The sequence below is a fragment of the Methylobacterium oryzisoli genome (genome assembly GCF_046557895.1).
Classification (GTDB): Bacteria; Pseudomonadota; Alphaproteobacteria; order Rhizobiales; family Beijerinckiaceae; genus Methylobacterium; species Methylobacterium oryzisoli.
In genome coordinates this window covers 1-18,466 of sequence record NZ_JBKIBX010000003.1, presented here as the reverse complement: position 1 = coordinate 18,466, position 18,466 = coordinate 1, and the positions used below count along the sequence as shown (strand labels likewise).

14 protein-coding genes are annotated in these 18,466 nt (G+C 71.9%); 4 read left to right on the top strand and 10 right to left on the bottom strand.

What is annotated here, in order from left to right; translation table 11 throughout:
• Positions 1–2: 2 nt before the first annotated feature.
• From ACKUB9_RS04180 to ACKUB9_RS04165, 4 genes are all read right to left on the bottom strand, one after another.
• On the bottom strand, positions 3–527 hold the full coding sequence (locus ACKUB9_RS04180) for a SixA phosphatase family protein (RefSeq protein WP_407519823.1): 525 nt from the start codon (positions 525–527) through the stop codon (positions 3–5).
• Positions 528–544: 17 nt separating this feature from the next.
• Positions 545–1,390: an AAA family ATPase gene (locus tag ACKUB9_RS04175; RefSeq protein ID WP_407519822.1), complete on the bottom strand. Its 846-nt coding sequence runs from the start codon at positions 1,388–1,390 to the stop codon at positions 545–547.
• Positions 1,391–1,488: 98 nt separating this feature from the next.
• Positions 1,489–2,142, bottom strand: coding sequence for a hypothetical protein (locus ACKUB9_RS04170; RefSeq protein WP_407519821.1), 654 nt, complete (start codon positions 2,140–2,142; stop codon positions 1,489–1,491).
• On the bottom strand, positions 2,139–3,365 hold the full coding sequence (locus tag ACKUB9_RS04165) for an ATPase (protein WP_407519820.1): 1,227 nt from the start codon (positions 3,363–3,365) through the stop codon (positions 2,139–2,141). Before ACKUB9_RS04165 ends, ACKUB9_RS04170 begins: the two co-directional genes overlap by 4 nt.
• Positions 3,366–3,614: 249 nt before the next feature.
• On the opposite strand from ACKUB9_RS04165, the gene ACKUB9_RS04160 reads away from it, so the two are divergent.
• Positions 3,615–4,904: a cystathionine gamma-synthase family protein gene (locus ACKUB9_RS04160; RefSeq protein WP_407519818.1), complete on the top strand. Its 1,290-nt coding sequence runs from the start codon at positions 3,615–3,617 to the stop codon at positions 4,902–4,904.
• Positions 4,905–4,982: 78 nt separating this feature from the next.
• Positions 4,983–6,200 (top strand): alpha/beta hydrolase family protein, encoded by a 1,218-nt coding sequence (locus ACKUB9_RS04155; protein WP_410825763.1) that lies wholly within the window; start codon positions 4,983–4,985, stop codon positions 6,198–6,200.
• Positions 6,201–6,209: 9 nt separating this feature from the next.
• On the opposite strand, the gene ACKUB9_RS04150 is transcribed toward ACKUB9_RS04155, so the two are convergent.
• The 3 genes from ACKUB9_RS04150 to ACKUB9_RS04140 form a co-directional block, all read right to left on the bottom strand.
• Complete coding sequence (locus ACKUB9_RS04150; RefSeq protein ID WP_407519816.1) at positions 6,210–6,872, bottom strand: glutathione S-transferase family protein; 663 nt, start codon at positions 6,870–6,872, stop codon at positions 6,210–6,212.
• Between the two features lie 8 nt (positions 6,873–6,880).
• The gene (locus ACKUB9_RS04145) at positions 6,881–8,044 is read right to left on the bottom strand and encodes an ABC transporter substrate-binding protein (RefSeq protein WP_407520082.1); all 1,164 of its coding nucleotides are present in this window, start codon (positions 8,042–8,044) and stop codon (positions 6,881–6,883) included.
• A 98-nt stretch (positions 8,045–8,142) separates the two neighbouring features.
• Positions 8,143–9,759, bottom strand: a complete 1,617-nt coding sequence (locus ACKUB9_RS04140) for an acyl-CoA synthetase (protein ID WP_407519815.1) — start codon at positions 9,757–9,759, stop codon at positions 8,143–8,145.
• A gap of 332 nt (positions 9,760–10,091) precedes the next feature.
• Here ACKUB9_RS04140 and ACKUB9_RS04135 point away from each other — a divergent pair, with 332 nt between their 5' ends.
• Entirely contained in the window at positions 10,092–11,087 is a 996-nt protein-coding gene (locus ACKUB9_RS04135; RefSeq protein ID WP_407520081.1) for a sensor histidine kinase, read from the top strand.
• A gap of 6 nt (positions 11,088–11,093) precedes the next feature.
• Here ACKUB9_RS04135 and ACKUB9_RS04130 read toward each other — a convergent pair whose 3' ends face one another.
• Entirely contained in the window at positions 11,094–12,098 is a 1,005-nt protein-coding gene (locus tag ACKUB9_RS04130) for a magnesium and cobalt transport protein CorA (protein WP_407519814.1), read from the bottom strand.
• Positions 12,099–12,362: 264 nt separating this feature from the next.
• Between ACKUB9_RS04130 and ACKUB9_RS04125 the strand changes: the two genes are divergently transcribed.
• Positions 12,363–14,465 carry a carbohydrate porin gene (locus ACKUB9_RS04125; protein WP_407519812.1) on the top strand — a complete coding sequence of 701 codons (2,103 nt, stop codon included), beginning with the start codon at positions 12,363–12,365 and terminating at the stop codon, positions 14,463–14,465.
• A gap of 160 nt (positions 14,466–14,625) precedes the next feature.
• Here the strand turns inward: ACKUB9_RS04125 and ACKUB9_RS04120 are convergent, their stop codons facing one another.
• Together ACKUB9_RS04120 and tkt are read right to left on the bottom strand one after the other, a co-directional pair.
• Entirely contained in the window at positions 14,626–16,017 is a 1,392-nt protein-coding gene (locus ACKUB9_RS04120; RefSeq protein ID WP_407519811.1) for a flagellin N-terminal helical domain-containing protein, read from the bottom strand.
• A 355-nt stretch (positions 16,018–16,372) separates the two neighbouring features.
• Entirely contained in the window at positions 16,373–18,400 is a 2,028-nt protein-coding gene (gene tkt, locus ACKUB9_RS04115) for a transketolase (RefSeq protein ID WP_407519810.1), read from the bottom strand.
• Positions 18,401–18,466: the final 66 nt, after the last annotated feature.

Below are 18,466 nucleotides of genomic sequence, written 5' to 3'. Positions count from 1 at the left end.
CGTCAATCGTCCTCTTCGGCGCCGAGCGTCTTGGGCGTGACGAAGCGTTCGAGCGTGCCGGTGCCGGGGGAGATCTCGGCCCAGCGATCGGCCGCCAGATCGATCACCGCCACCGCGGCGGTGGGGAACTTGCGCGCGAGCGCCCGCAGGCCGTCGCGATCGTCGTCCGAGAGGAGATGGTGGCCGAGCTCCTGCAGGCCGGGATTGTGGCCGATCAGCATGAGCGTGGCGGCCTCGTCCGGGGCGCTGCGCACCACGTCGAGCAGGCGCTTGGCGGAGGCCTCGTAGAGCTGCGGCACGGTCTCGTCGGCCGCGCCCGGGAGCGCGGGCCGCACGAGGTCCCAGGTCTCCTGCGTGCGGCGGGCCGGCGAGACCAGCACCCGATCGGGCACCAGCCCCTCCTCGGCGAGGTGGGCGGCCATGCGCGGGGCGGCCTCGCGCCCGCGCGGCGCGAGCGGCCGGTCGCTGTCGGCGACCCCGTCGGGCCAGTCGGATTTGGCGTGACGCAGGAGGATCAGGCGGCGCATGGCGTCCTCGTCGGGGTTCAGCGGCCGTCGCGCCGGCTCAGGAAGGCGAGCTTTTCGAAGAGCCCCACGTCCTGCTCGTTCTTGAGCAGCGCACCGTGGAGCGGCGGGATGAGCTTGCGGGGATCGCGCTCCCGCAGCTGCTCGGGGCCGATCTCCTCGGCCATCAGGAGCTTCAGCCAGTCGAGCAGTTCGGAGGTCGACGGCTTCTTCTTCAGGCCCGGGGCCTCGCGCACCTCGAAGAAGATCCGCAGGGCTTCCTCCACGAGCCGCTGCTTGATACCCGGGTAGTGCACCGCCACGATCGCCTTCAGCGTGTCGGCGTCCGGGAACTTGATGTAGTGGAAGAAGCAGCGGCGCAGGAAGGCGTCCGGCAGTTCCTTCTCGTTGTTCGACGTGATGATCACCACCGGCCGGCGCTCGGCCCGCACGGTCTCGCCGGTCTCGTAGACGTGGAACTCCATCCGGTCGAGTTCGAGCAGCAGGTCGTTGGGGAACTCGATGTCGGCCTTGTCGATCTCGTCGATGAGCAGCACCGGGCGCTCGGGCGCCGCGAAGGCGTCCCAGAGCTTGCCGCGGCGGATGTAGTGGCGGATGTCCGACACCCGCGCGTCGCCGAGCTGCGAATCGCGCAGGCGCGAGACCGCGTCGTACTCGTAGAGGCCCTGCTGCGCCTTGGTGGTGGACTTGACGTGCCACGTCAGCAGCGGCGCGCCGAGCGCCCGCGCCACCTCCTCGGCCAGCACGGTCTTGCCGGTGCCGGGCTCGCCCTTCACGAGGAGCGGGCGCTCCAGCGTGACGGCGGCGTTCACGGCGACGGCGAGATCCTGCGAGGCGACGTAGGTGTCGGTTCCGGTGAAGCGCATCGGCCCTCAAGTCCTTCGGTGTCCGGAACAGTTAGAGGCCGCCCGGTGCTTTTGGAAGCACCCGTCCCCGATCGCCGATGGCGCAGGCGCCCGGACCGCTACAGCTTGGCCGGATCGAACCAGACGCAGTTGCGGGCGATCACCGAGAAATTGATCTCCGAGCGGGCCGGCTGGGGCAGCACCTGCCCGTCGATCGCCACCGTGGTCTGGTTCGAGGTGGTGCCGTCGCCGAAGCTCTGGGGCCGCGTCACGTAGCAGTACTGCTTCTCGGGCTTCGACTCGCTGCCCTTGAAGTTCCAGCCGGTGACGATCGAGCCGTCGAGGTAGGGCACGGTCTTGAACACCGTGAAGCTCGTGCGCACGGCGGCGCTGGCGGGCGCCTCCGACTTGCCGGCATTCGTCGTGATGGCGGCGACGTCGGGCCGGCCGGCCGGCTGCGGAGCGCCGCCCTCCAGCTTCAGGGTGTTGTCGGTGAGGGTGACCTCGCCCTTGGTCTTCAGGGTCACGTCGTTGAGGGCCGTGGTCAGCGCGCTCGCGAGCTTGTCGGAGGCGCTGGCGACGTCGTTCATCGTGGCGTAGCCATAGAAGGCCGCCCCCGCCCCCGCCCCCGCCAGCGCGGCGAACAGGCCGAGGCCGATCGCCCGGAACAGGAACGCGCGGGCCGCCATGATGCGCGCCTCGGCGCGCAGCCGCCCGTTGACGTGCTGGGCCAGCGCCACGTTCTCGGGCGTGCCGGGGGAGAGGTAGGTCACGATCTCGGCCTCTCGATGCGGTCGTCATCCCGGGCCGGGGCCGGCTGCGGCGGCCCGCCCGGCGGGTTCGCCTGCGGCCGGCGCTGGTCGAGCGGGATCGCCACGCCCGCGGCGACCGCCTCCCGTACGGCGCGCTGCGCGTCGGTGAGGCGCCCCGCGCTCGCGGCGATCTGGTCGAGCAGGATCGGCACCCCCTCGGCGTTCATCGCGGCGCCGAGATCGTCCTCGTCGGAGTAGGTCTTGCGCACCTGCACGGCGCAGAGGGCGAGCAGCGTCGAGGCGAAGGCCGCGCAGAGCGCCGGCGCGAACACGAAGATGCGCAGGAAGGCGTGGACCTGCTGGTCGGTGACGTCGATCGGGTCGACGCCGTAGACCATGGCGGTGAAGGAATGGAGCTGCGAGCGCCGCACCGCGTCCCGGTACTTCGCCTCGGCCTCGGTGACGCGCCGGTCGGCGGCGCCCCGGTCGAGCTCGGCCCGGGCCGCGCGGGCGTCCGCGAGATTCTTGGCCACGATGGTCCGCTCGTCGCCCGTCGATTTCAGGCTGCCCGCGATGGTGGCGGTGCGCGGGTCGGTGACGCAGCGCATGTACGAGTAGCGCTTGCCCCGGCTGTTGGTGCCCGTGAGCCGCTCGCAGCGCTGGCCCGGCAGGCCGGCGAGCTGGGCCGAGGCCTCCTGGGTGCGCTTCTCCAGCGCCTGCGATTCGGCGGTGTACTGCGCCACTCGGGCATCCGCCTGCCGGATGCGGGTGTCGAGGCTCGCCCGGTCGGCCTCCGCCTCCTTGAGGGCGGAGCGGGTCTTCGACGCCTCGGCGAGGCGGGGATGGAACATCATCTCGCCGAGCTGCGAGACGGATTTCGTCGTCACGCCCGCCGCCATCACGATGCCGATGATCGCCAGACCCTTGATCCACCAGTCGCGCTGCACCCGGATCAGGATGCCGAGCGGCACGCGGCAGAGTTCGATCGCCGCGTAGACCACCGGCGCCAGCAGCATGAACCAGAAGCTCTGGTCGCCCTTGTCGGCGTAGGTCTCGGCGAAGAACCACGCGCCCGCGAGCGAGGTGCAGATCACCAGCGCCTCGACCGCGTAAGCGATGGCCACGTAGCCCCAGCGGATGCGGTAGCCCTTCTCGACCGCGCGGCCCTGCCTCCAGGCAGCGGTCTCGTCGCTCCAGGCGCGCTGCTCGCGCGCCATCATCCGGTCGGGTGGCTTCCTCGCCATGTACGCTCCTCGGACGCTCCTCGCGCGGGCGCCGGCGCGGCCGCGTAAACGGATTCCCAACCGCTACCTGCCCGCGTTTTGCGCCGAAAATGCGCCCAGAGCGAGCCGATGCACGCCGCGGACCAACTGGAACGTGCGGTTGCGCACAGGCGGCGCCCCGCCGCGTCCCGCTCGGGCAGGCATGGTCTATGGTCACGGGGTCGGGATTCGGCCCTGGCGGCCGGCGCCCTCCCCGCGAGCGAGGCCCTCATGTCGGACGACCGCTACCACAAGGACCGCCTCGGCAACCGCCGCCTGCATCCCGAGACCCTGATGCTCGGCTACGGCTACGACCCGGCCCTGTCGGAGGGAGCGGTCAAGCCGCCGGTGTTCCTGACCTCGACCTTCGTCTTCTCCTCCGCCGAGCACGGCAAGGCGTTCTTCGACTACGTGTCGGGGCGGCGCGAGCCGCCCAAGGGCGAGGCCGCGGGGCTCGTCTACTCGCGCTTCAACCATCCCAACAGCGAGATCGTGGAGGACCGCCTCGCGGTGTTCGAGGGCGCCGAGGGCGCGCTGCTCTTCTCCTCGGGCATGTCGGCCATCGCCACCACCATCCTGGCCTTCGCCCGGCCCGGCGACGTGGTGCTGCACTCCCAGCCCCTCTACGGCGGCACCGAGACGCTGATCGCCAAGACGCTGGCAGGCTTCGGCATCCGCGCCCAGGGGTTCGGCAACGGGGTGGACCCGCAGGCGGTGCGGGCGGCGGCCGAGGCCGCACGCGCTCAGGGCCGCGTCAGCGTGATCATGGTCGAGACGCCCTCGAACCCGCTCAACACCCTGGTCGACCTCGCGCTGGTGCGGAAGGTCGCCGACGAGATCGCGGCCGCGCAGGGCGGGGAGCCGCCGGTTCTCGTCTGCGACAACACCCTGCTCGGGCCCCTCTTCCAGCACCCCCTGCGCTTCGGGGCCGACATCTCGGTCTACTCGCTCACGAAGTATGTCGGCGGCCATTCCGACCTGATCGCGGGCGCGGCCCTGGGCTCGGCCGCCCGGATGCGGCCGGTGCGGCTGCTGCGCTCGGCGATCGGCACGCAGCTCGACCCGCATTCCTGCTGGATGCTCGGCCGCTCCCTCGAAACCCTGTCGCTGCGCATGTCGGCGGCCAACCGCAACGGCGAGATCGTGGCGGCGATGCTCCGGAGCCACCCGAAGGTCACGCGCCTGCACCACCTCGCCTACCTGGCGCCCGACTCCGCCGAGGCCCGGGTGTTTGCCGGCCAGTGCACCGCCCCCGGCTCGACCTTCTCGTTCGACGTCGCGGGGGGCGAGGCGGAGGCGTTCCAGGTGCTGAACGCGCTCCAGCTGTTCAAGCTCGCGGTGAGCTTAGGGGGCACGGAATCGCTCGCCAGCCACCCGGCCTCCACCACCCATTCGGGCGTGCCCAAGGAGGTGCGCGACCGCCTCGGCGTCACCGACGCCACCATCCGGGTGTCGATCGGCATCGAGCACCCGGACGATCTCGTGGCGGATCTGGAGGCGGCCCTCGCGACGCTGGAGTGACCGCGGCCGGGCACCTCGCCGCGGCGCGCAGGCTCCTGTAGCCTTCGCCCTGCCGCGTCGCTCGCGAGGTTAGGCCGGATGCGCCATCCCCTCCCCGCTTCCCTCCTGTGCGTCCTCCTGTGCGCCCCGGCGGCCCGGGCGGATGACGGGCGCGGCCTGTCTCGCGGCGGCGACCCGGCTCAGGTCAGCATCTCGGGCGTGTCGTCGGGGGCCGCGATGGCGGTCCAGTACGCGGTCGCGCACTCCGCCTCGGTCACGGCGGTCGGCTCCATCGCCGGACCGTCCTGGGGCTGCGCGGAGGGCAGCCTCGCCCGCGCGGTCGAGACCTGCCTGTGCGGCGGCGAGCCCCAGGGGGCGCAGGTCGAGGCGGCCAGGATCGAGGCGGCGCGCCCCCTCGCCGAGGCGAAGCTGATCGATCCCCTGACGGCGGGGCGCCCGCAGCGGCTCGCGCGCGCCTACGTCTTCCACAGCCCCGCCGACCGGACCGTGCGGTCGCCCGCCGGGCGGGTGAGCGCGCGGTTCCTGGAAAACCTCACCGGGCGGGCGGTGGCCTTCGACGACGGCGATCCGGCCGACGGCAGCGACGCGGCGGGCCACGGCATCATCACCCCCGGCCCCGGCCGCGATGCCTGCCGGCTGGAGGAGCGGGGCGACGACGCGACGGCGACCTTCGTGCGCAGCTGCGGCCGGGAGGACAATGTGGGCCACATGTTCCACGCCCTCTTCGGCGAGGAGGCCGCCTACGATCCCGAGCGCCGGGCGCCCGACATCCCGGAGGCCGATCTCTGGCGCTTTGACCAGGGGCGCCTGGTCGCGCAGGTGACGGCGGAGCGCCCGGCCATCGCCAACGACGCCGCCCTGGTGCCGTTCTGGCCCGCGACCGCCTACAGCACCGCCCGGCGCCGCAACCTCGACATGGCGGCGACCGGCTACCTCTACGTGCCGCCCGCCTGCCGGCCCGCCGGACGCGGCTGCCGGGTCCACATCGCCCTGCACGGCTGCCGCCAGGACCCCCGGCACTTCGCGCTGGCGGCCGGCTACAACAACTGGGCCGAGCCCTACCGGGTCATCATCGTCTACCCGGCGATCGCGCCCGGCACGCCGCTCGCCGGCTCCGCCTGCGGGTCACCGATCCCCGACTTCCTCGCCTACGAGCCCAACCCCAACGGCTGCTGGGACTGGTGGGGCTACCTCGATTCCTCCTACCGCACCGGGCGCTATCTCACCCGCGACGCGCCGCAGATCCGGGTGATCGCCGGCATCGTCGCGGCCGTGACGGCGCCCGCCCCGCCCTGAGGAAACCTCTCAGCCGCCCAGGGGCGCGGGCGTCGCGCTCACGCCCTGCTCGCCCGCCGCCCGCGCCTCGGCGGCGAGCGCCCGGGCGTAGGAGGGCCGCGTCGTCAGGCCCTCCCAGTAGCGGCGGGCGAAGTCCGGCAGCTGGTCGCCCAGGCCGACGAACTCCGCCAGCATCAGCGCGTAGCCGATGCTGATGTCGGCCGCCGTGAAGCGGCCCGCGCAGACGAATTCGCGCGCGCCCAGCACCTCGCCGAAGGCCCGCAGCCGCGACAGGAACCAGCGGGCGTAATCCTCGGCCACCTGCGGCTGGCGCCGCTCCGGCGGCTCGAAGCGGCCGTAGCGCAGCACCAGGGTCTGCGGGAAGGTCAGGGTCGCCTCCCCGAAATGCAGGCCGTTGAGGTAGCGCCCGTAGTCGGGTTCTTCCGGGCCGACCGCGAGCCGGTCCGGGCTGTAGCGCGCCGCGAGATATTCGCAGATCGCCGCCGATTCGGTCATCCGGGTCTCGCCGTCGTGGAAGGCCGGGATGGTGCCGAGCGGGTTGACCGCGAAAAAATCCTTGCGGTGGGCGCGCGGCGGGAAGGGCAGCATCACGAGGTCGTAGGGCAGCCCGATTTCTTCCAGCGCCCAGAGCGGGCGGAACGAGCGGGCGCCGACGCAGTGGTGGAGCTTCATCGCCGGAGTCACTTCGCCACCAGCGGGCACTGGCCGGCCGCGAGCGGGCGGAAGGCCTGGTCGGCCGGGATCGTGGCGAGGAGCGTGTAGTAGTCCCACGGCCCCTTCGACTCGGCCGGCTTCTTCACCTCGAACAGGTACATCGGGTGGGTGACGCGCCCGTCCGCCCGCACCTCGGAGCGCCCGAACAGCGGGTCCTCGGCCGGCACCCGGCGCATCTCGGCCACCACCGTGGCGGCGTCCTTCGAGCCGGTGGCCTTCACGGTCTTCAGGTAGTGCATCATGCCGGAATAGACGCCGGCCTGGACCATGGTCGGCATGCGCCCCTTGTGGCGCTCCGCGAAGCGGCGCGACCACGCCCGGGTGCCCTCGTTGAGATCCCAGTAGAAGGCTTCCGTCAGGACGAGGCCCTGGGCCACCTTGAGGCCGAGCGAGTGGACGTCGCTGAGGAAGACGAGCAGCCCGGCGAGGCGCTGCCCGCTCTCGGTGACGCCGAACTCCGCCGCCTGCTTGATGGCGTTGATGGTGTCGCTGCCGGCATTCGCCAGCCCGACCACCTTGGCCTTCGAGCCCTGCGCCTGGAGCAGGAACGACGAGAAATCGGTGGCGGCGACCGGGTGGCGGACCGCGCCCAGCACCTTGCCGCCGTTGCGGACCACCACCTCCGAGACGTCGCGCTCCAGGGCCTTGCCGAAGGCGTAGTCGGCGGTGAGGAAGAACCACGACTCGCCGCCGCTGCGCACCACGGCGCCCCCGGTGCCGTTGGCGAGCGCCCAGGTGTCGTAGGTCCAGTGCAGGGTGTTGGGCGAGCACAGCGCCCCGGTGATCTCCGAGGCGCCCGCGCCCGAATTGATCATCAGCCGGTTCTTCTCGCGCACGATCTGGTGCACGGCGAGCGCCACCGAGGAGAACGGCACGTCCAGCACGACGTCGACGCCGTCTTGGTCGATCCACTGGCGCACGATGCCGGCGCCGACATCCGGCTTGTTCTGGTGGTCGGCCGAGAGGATGCGGATCTCGACATCGGGGTTCTGCGCCCGGAAATCCGCCGCCGCCATCTCGGCGGCCACCACCGAGCCCTCGCCCGCGAGGTCCGAGAACGGCCCGGCACGGTCGTTGAGCACCCCGAAGGTCAGGCTCATGCGCGCCTGCGCGGCCCCGCCGCCCGTCATGAGCGCGGCGGCGAGGCCGAGCGCGCGGCCGAGGTTCTTCAGTCGTGACACGGTGTCCTCCCTCTCGTTCCGTTTCTTGAGATCGCGGCCGGGCGCCCTCACGGGGCGGCGTCCTTTTCCCGCAGCGCCCGCCGGATGATCTTGCCGGTGGCGGTCATCGGCAGGTCGGGCACGAAGGCGACGTGGCGCGGGTATTCGTGGGCGGCCAGCCGCGTCTTGACGAAGTCCTGGATCTCGCGGGCGAGCTCCGGCGTGCCCGCGACGCCCTCCTTCAGGACGATGAAGGCCTTCACCGCCTCGGTGCGGACGGGGTCGGGCACGCCGACGACGCCGCAGAGCGCGACGCCCGGGTGGCGCAGCAGGCAATCCTCGATCTCGCCGGGGCCGATCCGGTAGCCGGACGAGGTGATGACGTCGTCGTTGCGGCCGACGAACCACAGGAACCCGTCCGGGTCGCGCCGCCCGAGGTCGCCGGTGAGCAGCATCTCGCCCGCGAACTTGGCCTTCGTCGCCTCCTCGTTGCCCCAGTAGCCGAGGAACATCACCGGGTCGGGCCGGCGGATCGCGATGTGGCCGACCGTGCCGTCCGGCACGTCCGCGCCCGCGTCGTCGACGATGCGCACGTCGTGGCCCGGCACCGGCCGGCCCATCGCGCCGGGACGCGCCGGAAACAGGTCGGCGCAGGAGGAGACGACGAGGTTGCACTCGGTCTGGCCGTAGAACTCATTCACAGTGAGGCCCAGCACCGTCTCGCCCCAGGCCAGCATCTCCGCCCCCAGGCTCTCGCCGCCACTGCCCACCGAGCGCAGGGACAGGCCCGGATAGGGCGCGGAGCGGGCTTGGCGCATCAGCTTCATGGCGGTGGGCGGCAGGAAGACGTTTCGCACCGCCTGATCAGCCATCAGCCGGAAGGCCGCCTCGGGGTCGAACTTGCGCGCGCGATGGGACACGACCGGCACCCCGTGGTGCCAGGCCGGCAGCAGCACGTCGAACAGGCCGCCGATCCAGGCCCAGTCGGCCGGGGTCCAGAATCGGTCGCCGGGCTGCGGCAGGAAGCGCTGAGGCATCTCGACGCCCGGCAGGTGGCCGAGCAGCACCCGGTGGGCGTGCAGCGCCCCCTTCGGGTCGCCGGTGGTGCCCGAGGTGTAGATGATCACCGCCGGGTCGTCGGCCGCCGTGTCCACCGGCGCGAAGCGGTCGGAGGCCTGCCCGCACAGGGCGTGGAAATCCTCCGCGCCGGGGCCTGGGCCGTCGATGCAGTAGACCCGCTCCAGGTTCGGCAGCCGGTCGCGCAGGGGCGCAAGCGTCTCGGCTCCGGCCCGGTCGGTGACCACGGCGCGCGCGCCGCTGTTGGCGAGCCGGTAGCCGAGCGCGTCCGGCCCGAACAGCGTGAAGAGCGGGATGGTGATCAGCCCGGCCCGGAAGCCGGTGACGTGGCTGATCGCGGTCTCCGGCCCTTGCGGCAGCAGCACGCCGATGCGGTCGCCGCGGGCGATGCCGTGCGCCGCGAGCACGTTGGCGAAGCGGTTCGAGGCGCGCCGGATATCCTCGAAGCCGAAGCGGCGCTCGGCCCCACTCTCGTCCAGCGCGATCAGCGCGAGCGGGTTGCCGGGGGCGTGGCGGTCGCAGACATCGGTGCCGATGTTGTAGCGCGGCGGGATCTGCCAGCGGAAATCCGCGACGAGATCGGCGTAGCTGGTCGCCCGCGTCAGCATCGGCGTTCCTCTCCCGCGGGGCGGTCACTTTCGGCCGCGCCCGTCGTTCCGGTGCCGGCTCCGAGACCGGCGGCGAGGCGTGGTGTCACCCGCCCTCTTTAATCAAACGTTCGTTCAGTTATTTTCGGCTGTCAAGGCGTTCCGCGACCGAAGGCCCCACGCGTCCATCGCCCGCGCGAAGATCGCGGCGTTTCGGTCGGGACGGTCTTCTGCTCATATGGCCCGGCTGCCGGGCGTGATTCGAGGCGGGGCCGGCAGTCCCTCGTCTCGCGTCTGGAGTTCGCGTGTCCGGTGCGGCCCCACCCTCGGCACGGCGCAGCGGGTTCTGGACCCTGGTCCAGTCCACCGAGCGCCTGCGCGCCCATCCCTGGCTCGGCGATCTCATCGCGCTCGGCGCCACCGCGGCGGCGTTCGCCCTGCGCCACGCGCTCGACGCCGTGCTGCCGCCCGGCTTCCCCTTCCTGACCTTCTTCCCGGCCGTCATCCTCACGGCCTTCTTCTGCGGCCTGCGGCCGGGCATCACCTGCGCGGTGCTGAGCGGCCTGTGCGCGTGGTACTTCTTCCTCGTCCCGCAGGAGAGCTTCGTGCTGGACGGCTCGACCGCCCTGGCGCTCGCCTTCTACGCCTTCATCGTCACGGTCGATATCGCCCTGATCCACATCATGCACCGCGCGGGCGCCCGGCTGCGGCAGGAGAAGGCCGTGACCGCGGGCCTCTACGAGCAGCAGCGGACCATGTTCCAGGAGCTGCAGCACCGCGTCGCCAACAACATGCAGTTCATCGCGGCGCTGCTGACCCTGCAGAAGCGTAAGGTCGGCAGCGACCCGGCGGCGGCCGTGGCGGCGCTCGACGAGGCACGGGTGCGGCTGGAGACGATCTCGCGCATCCACCGCCGCCTCTACGACCCGGACCGGATCAGCCTGCCGATCGGCCAGTACCTGCAGGAGCTGTGCGCCGACCTCCTCGACGCGACGGGAGCGCAGAACATCGTCTGCCTCGTGGACGTGCCGCCGACCCGGCTCGACCTCACGCGGCTGACCACCCTGTCGCTCCTGGTGGTGGAGGTGGTCACCAACGCCCTCAAGCACGCCTTCCCGCAGGCCGAGCGCGGCACGATCACCATCCGGCTGGAGCGCCTCGATGCCGCCCGGGTCGCGCTGACGATCGCCGACAACGGCCGCGGCATGCCGGCCGCGTTCGACCCGGCGACGAGCCGGAGCCTCGGCGTGCGGATCTCGCAGGCCCTGGCCGGGCAGCTCGACGGGGTCCTCACCTACGGGGGCGAGCGCGGCACGGTGGTGCGCGTCGAGTTCCCGGTCCCCGCCTGACGCCTGCTACAGCCAGTCGTTCCGGCGGAAGCGCCAGAAGAGGAAGCCGCACAGGGAGGCGATGCTGGCGAGCACCAGGACGTAGCCGTAACGCCACTTCAGCTCCGGCATGAACTCGAAGTTCATCCCGTAGATGCCCGCGATCGCGGTCGGCACCGCCAGGATCGCCGCCCAGGCCGCGAGCCGGCGGGTGATGACCGTCTGCTGCGCCTGGCCGAGCATCAGGCTTGCCTCGAAGGCGAAGGCCAGCACCTCGCGCAGCGCATCGATCTCGTCCTGCACCCGCCGCAGGTGGTCGGACACGTCGCGGAACAGGGGCTGCATCTCCTCGTCGATGGCGACGAGGTCCCCGTGTTCGAGCTTGCGGCAGACCTCCACCAGGGGCACGACCGCATTGCGCAGGCGCAGGAGGTCGCGCCGCAGCAGGTACAGCCGCTCGACCTCGGCGGGCAGGAGTTCGCGCTTGAGGATGCGGTCCTCCAGCGACTCGGCCTCCGCCATCACCGTCTCCATGACGGGGGCGTAGTTGTCGACGATGAAGTCCAGCACCGCGTACAGGATGTAATCCTCGCCGTGCGCGAGCAGCTTGGGGCAGGATTCGGTCTTCTCGCGCACCGGCGCGTAGGATTCCGAGGCGCCGTGGCGCACCGTGACCACGTAGCCGCGGCCGACGAACAGGTGCGTCTCGCCCAGCGCGATGCGGTCCTGCACGAGCTGCGCGGTGCGCGTGACCACGAACAGGCAGTCGCCGTAGCGTTCGAGCTTGGGACGCTGATGGGCGTTGAGCGCGTCCTCGATGGCGAGCGGGTGCAGCCGGAACTGCGCCTGGATCTCCCGCAGCAGCGCCGCCGAGGGCTCGTAGAGTCCGATCCAGACGAGGTGCCCGGGCCGGCTCGCCCAGTCGCCGGCCTCCTCCACGCGTACGTCGGCGACCCTGCGGCCCTCCGCGTAGGCGCCGGCCGCGACGACGCCGGGCACGTCCGGAGGGGCGACGGAGGTGATGAGGGCCATCGGGGAAACTCGCGTGTGGGAGCGCCATCTGCGGCCGAAACCTGCCGCAGGGCAAGAAGAGGGCGATACCTTGCCCTGGGAAGAGTCTTGCCGGCTTCGCTGCAAGGCGAGGAGGCCCGGAGTGTTGCCGATCCTCAACGCCGCACCACGCAATCCGGTCTCATCGTCGATCATCCCGGACGGGCCCCGGGCCGGTGCTTTACAGCCGCGCTCGCCCGTGGCTGATCACCCCCGCGACTCCTCTCGGCACGGGCCCGACACCGCATGAATGCTTCCCCGCCTCCCGGACGGAGCCGCATCCGCGCCGCCCTCGGCGCGGCGGGGCTGATGGCGATGGGCCTCGGCGCGCGGGCGGCCGATCTCGGCCCGGCCCCGCCCGCCTTCATCGACTGGTCGGGGGGCTATCTCGGCCTCCAGGGCAGCGCGGGCGCCTCCTACGGCGCCTTCAGCTTCGCGCCGAGCCGGATCGGCGGGCGGGCGGTCGCGCCCTTCAAGACCGGGGATGCCACCGGCAGCAACGATATCGGGCGGGAGGCCACCACGGCGGTCGGCGGGGTGTTCGGCGGCTGGAACTGGCAGACCGGGCCGTGGCTCGCCGGCGTCGAGGCGGACCTCAACGCCGCCAACCTGAAGCGGCCGGTGCCGAGCACCATCCCGGGCTTCGGCACCGAGGCGGTCGACCCGGCCTTCAGCCTGATCCGCGCCAAGTCGGATTTCTACGGCTCCCTGCGCGCCCGCCTCGGCTACAGCTTCGAGAATTCCCTCGTCTACGCCACCTTCGGGCTCGCGGGGGCGAATGCGCGGGTGATCGCCAGCTACCCGGACGGCGCGGGCGGCGTCGCGACGGCCCGGCGCGATCTCGGCTTCCTCGGCTTCACCCTCGGCGCCGGGCTGCAGGTCGCCGTGCACCCGAACCTCGCGCTCGGCATCGACTACCGCTACGCCGACCTCGGATCGAGCGGGTCCTTCCCGCTCGGCACCCTGCCGGGTCCGGCCGGCGGCCCGGTCACGACCGCCACGCGCTTCACCACGCACCAGATGATGGCGCGCCTGATCTGGCTGCCCGCCGGCCTGCGCCTTGCGCCCGAGGCCGAGGATGCGGCGGAGGCCGCCGAGCGGACGCGCTACTCGCTGCACGGGCAGGCGACGCTGCTGGCGCAGGGCGTGCCGGGCTTCCGCTCCCCCTACCGCGGCGAGCAGAGCCTCGTCCCGCACCAGGCCCAGCAGACCACGACGGCGACGCTCTTCCTCGGCTTCAAGCTCGCCGAGGGCACCGAGCTCTACTACAACCCGGAATTCTCGCAGGGCTTCGGCCTGAGCCGCACGCTCGGCGTGGCGGGCTTCGTCAACGGCGAGGCCCAGAAGGCCGGGGCGCCCTTCCCCAAGCTGCGCTCGAACCGCTACTTCGTGCGCCAGACCTTCAACCTCGGCGGCGAGACCGAGGACGTGCCCGACGGCCCCAACCAAGTCGCCACCACGCGGTCCGTCGAGCGCCTCACCGTGGTGGCGGGCAAGTTCGCGCTCGGCGACTTCTTCGACGGCAACATCTACGCCCACGACCCGCGGGTGGATTTCTTCAACTGGGCGATCTGGGGCGCGGCCGCCTGGGACTTCCCGGCGAACCTGCCCGGCTTCACCCAGGGCGTGATGGTCGAGTACAACCGCAAGGAATTCGCCCTGCGGGCCGCCTACACGCAGGTGCCCAAGCAGCCGTCGAGCGACGTGCTCGACCCGCGGGTGTTCGAGCGCGGCGGCCTGACCGTGGAGTTCGAGGGGCGCCACACCCTTCCGGTGCTCGACCGGCCCGGCAAGCTGCGCATCGGCCTGTTCAGCAACGTCGGCAACACCGCGAATTTCCGCCAGGTCGTGGCCCTGACCCAGGCCGGCCAGTTCGACGACATCAACGACGCCGCCGCCCTGACGCGCCGCCCGCGCCGCAAGAGCGGCGCCTACATCAACCTCGAACAGTCGATCACCGACGATCTCGGCGTCTTCGCCCGCGCGAGCTTCAACGATGGGCGCAACGAGAGCCTCTCCTTCACCGACATCGACCGCAGCGTCTCGGGCGGTCTCTCGCTGAAGGGCAGCGCCTGGGGCCGGCCCGGCGACACGGTGGGGCTCGGCACCAGCCGCAACGAGATCTCGCCCTCGCACCGCGCCTTCTACGCCAATGGCGGCCTCGGCCTGCTGATCGGCGACGGCCGCCTCAACTACGCGCCGGAACGGGCGGTGGAAGCCTTCTACGCGCTCGGCCTCACCAAGGCGGTGACGGTGACGTTCAACTACCAGCACGTGGAGAACCCGGCCTACAACCGGGACCGCGGACCGGCGGATTTCTTCGGCGGCCGCTTCCACGTCGATTTCTGACACGGCTTTTCGTCGAGGGCGTCCGTCGCCCGGAACAGGGCTGGGACCGCCTTCGTGAGATGGCGGGCCGGGTCCCCGGCGGCCTGCCCCAACGAGAAGGGCCACGCTCCTTTCGAAGCGTGGCCCCGTCCGCTGCGGCGCCGGTCGGCGCCGGCCGGTCTTAGCGGAAGAGCGAGAGGACGTTCTGGCTCGCCGAGTTGGCGATGCTGAGCGCCTGGACGGCCAGCTGCTGCTGGGTCTGGAGCGCCTTCAGCTTGGTCGACTCCTCCTCGATGTCCGCGTCCACCAGCGTGCCGATGGTGCGGTCGTTGGCCTTCATCAGCGTGTCGACGAAGGTCTTCTGGCCGTCGATCTGCGTCTTGTTGGCGCCGAGCTTGGTGCCGGCGTTGGTGACGCTCGCGATGGCCTTGTCGACCTGGGTGATGATGTTCCTGAGGTTGGTGTCGCCGGCGGTGCCGACCAGGGCCGAGATGTTGATCGTGTTGATCGAGAAGGTCGTGCTGGCATCGACCGTGTCGAGGATGCCCTTGCCGGCCGTCGTTCCCGCCGCCGAGCCGCTGCCGGTGCGTGCATCGGTCGCCGCGACGCCCGTGCCGAAGCCGACATCGACCAGCGCGTTCGCGCCGCTCGCCGCCACGGTCTGGAACGTGACCGCGGCGGTCGCGCCCGCGCCGGTCGCGGTGGTCCGGAAGGTGAGGCGGCCGGCGGAGTCGAGAGCCGCACTCACGTCGCCGGCGAGACCGGTGGCGCCGGTGCTCGCCGCGATCTGGTTGTTGATCGCGTTCAGGAACTCGCTCGTCGTGACCGCCGCGAGGTTGCTGGCGGCCGAGGCCAGCGTGGCGCTGTTGAGCCGGATGGTGGCGGTGTCGCCGTTGCCGAGGGTGAGCGCGAAGGCGACCTCGTTGGTGCCGCTGAAGTTCGCCGTGCCGCCGGTGAAGCCCGCGGTGCCGGTGAGCGAGGTGGTGGCGGTCACCCGGCCTTCGGTCGCCGGGGTGTTCACGCTCGTGGCGTTGACGTCGTAGAGCTTGATGTTGCCGACCTCGACCGAGATGGTCGAGAAGGTGATGGCGCCCGTGGTGGCGCGCGAGAAGCCGGCGACGACGCTCTGGGTGGCCTGGTAGGCGGTGTTGGTGGCCGACGAGTCGACCGACAGCCAGTTCTGACCCGAGGAGATCGAGGAATCGGCGGTGGCCTTCATCTTGTTCTGGATGGCGGCGAGCTCGGTCTGCACCTTGGCGCGGTCGACGCCCGGCTGCAGGGCGGTCTGCAGCTTGGCGCGCATGTTCTGCAGGTCGGAGAGCACGCTGTTGAGGCCATTATAGGCGGTGTCGACCGCCGACGAGCCGAGGCCGAGCGAGTCCTTGACGGCGCCGAGCGAGGCGTTGTCGGTGCGCACCGTGGTGGCGATCGACCAGTAGGCGGCGTTGTCGGAGGCGGCCGAGACGCGCTGGCCGGTGGAGACGCGGTTGCTCGTCATGTCGAGCTGCGCGTTGATGCCCTTGAGCGTCGTCAGCGCCGTCATCGCGGCGCTGTTGGTGAGCAGGCTGGTCATGGTCAGGTACTCGTTACTGGGATGCGGAACTGGGCTGCTGGTCCGGGCTCGCACCGGAGAAGCGGAGCGGCATCATGCCTTTAGGTCCGAGACCGGACCTAACCCACAACGCAATGACCACGGGCTCTCACCGGAGGGACGAAGCGGCCTCATGCCGATAGATCCGAAGATCTATTTCGTCCTGCTTGCTGCCGGCACCGCCTGATCTCTTCGTCAGTTGAGCGAGATCAACCGTGCGACGCCCTGACCGTAGGCGGTCGCGCTTTAACGAGTCCTGAAATCACGGAGGCTGGGCGGCGCGGAACGCGCGCCGCCGCGGCCTATGGTTAATCTCGTCTTGCGGGCAGGCGCCCCATCACAGCCGCGCCGTCACCTCCCGCACGACCGCCTCGGGCGTGATGCCGAAGTGGCGGAAGAGCTCGTCGGCCGGTCCGGAGGCGCCGAAGCCCGCCATGCCGACGAAGCCGCCGCCCTCGCCGATCCAGCGGTCCCAGCCGAGGCGCACCGCCGCCTCGACGGCGACCCGCACGGTGTCGGGCGGGATCACCGCGGCCCGATAGGCCTCCGGCTGGGCCGCGAACAGCTCCCAGGACGGCATCGAGACGACGCGGGTCGGGATGCCCTCCTGCTGCAGCCGCTCGCGCGCGGCGAGCGCCACCGCCACCTCGGAGCCGGTGCCGATCAGCGTCGCGCGCGCCGGCCCGCCCGCGGCCTCGGCCAGCACGTAGGCGCCGCGGGCGCTAAGGTTCTCGTCCGACGGCTCGCGCCGCAGGGGCGGCAGGGGCTGGCGGGCGCAGATCAGCGAGGTCGGCCCGTGCCGGTGCGCGAGCGCCAGCTCCCAGGCCTCCACGGTCTCCACCGCGTCGGCCGGGCGCAGCACGAGCATGTTGGGCATGGCGCGCAGGGAGGCCAGGAACTCCACCGGCTGATGGGTCGGGCCGTTGCGGCCGATGCCGATCGAATCGTGGCTGTAGACGGTGACGACCGGCAGTTCCATCAGCGCGGCCATGCGCAGGGCCGGGCGCAGGTAGTCGGAGAAGACCAAGTAGGTGGCGCCCACCGGCACGAGGCCGCGATGCGTGGCCATGCCGTTCATCATCGCGCCCATCGCGTGCTCGCGCACGCCGTAATGCAGGTAGCGCCCGGCGCGGTTCTCGGCCGTGAAGGCGGCGAGCGCCTGCTTGTGCCGCGTCGGGCCTTCGAGGTCCGGGGCGCCGCTGAACAGGTCGGGGATCGTGCCGGTGAGCGCTGCCAGCGTGTCGGCCGCCACCTCGATGCTCGGCCGCTCGGGCGCGGCCTCGACCGTGCGGCGCGCGAGCGCCCGCAAGCCGTCGCGCCACCCGTCCGGCAGGCGCCCGTCCGCCCGCCGGTCGAACTCCGCCCGCACACCCTCGGGCAGCGCCGCCCGGCGCGCCTGCCACGCCGCGTAGGCAGCCCGGTTGCGCTCGGCGGCGCCGCGCCGCCACGCCGCCGCGACCTCCTGCGGCACCGTGAAGGCGGGCGCCTCCCAGCCGGCCGCCGCGCGGGCCTCGGCGCAGTCGCTGTCGAACACCCGCCCGCCATGCGCGCCGCGCTGGCCTTCGAGCCGCGGCAGGCCGCGCCCGATGGTGGTGCGGCAGGCGATCAGGCTCGGGCGCGGATCGGCCTTGGCGAGGAGGAGCGCGGCCGAGACCGCCGCGACGTCGTGGCCGTCGCAATCGATCACCTGCCAGTCCGCGGCGCGGAAGCGCGCCCGCACGTCCTCGGAGATCGACAGGTCGGTGCCGCCGTCGTCGGTGATCAGGTTGTCGTCCCACAGGAAGGTGAGCTTGCCCAGGCGCAGGTGCCCGGCGAGCGAGATCACCTCGTGGGCGATGCCCTCCATCAGGCAGCCGTCGCCGACGAGGGCGTAGGTGCGGTGGTCGACGAGGCCGGGGCCGAACTCCGCGGCGAGCTTGGCCTCCGCCACCGCCATGCCGACCGCGTTGGCGATGCCCTGGCCGAGCGGCCCCGTCGTCGCCTCGATGCCGTGATGGGGGGCGAATTCGGGGTGGCCGTGGCAGGGCGAGCCGAGTTCGCGGAAGCGCCGGATGGCGTCGATCGGAATGCCCGCGTAGCCCGAGAGGTGGAGCACCGCGTAGAGCAGCATCGAGCCGTGGCCGTTCGACAGGACGAAGCGGTCGCGGTCCGGCCATTCCGGGTCGTCCGGGTTGCAGACGAAGTGGCGGGTGAACAGCGCGGTGGCGACCTCGGCGCAGCCGAGCGGCGCGCCGGGATGGCCGTCCCCGGCCCGCGCGATGGCGTCGAGGGCGAGGAACCGGATGGCATCCGCCATGCGGCGGGGCGCGGGATCCGACGTCGCAGGATCGGGCATCGGAAGGTCGGACATCGGAAGGTCGGACATGGCGGGTCCTTCGGGCAAGGCGTGGCCGTTCGGTGCCGCCGGGGCGGCGCCGCTGGCATCGTGACG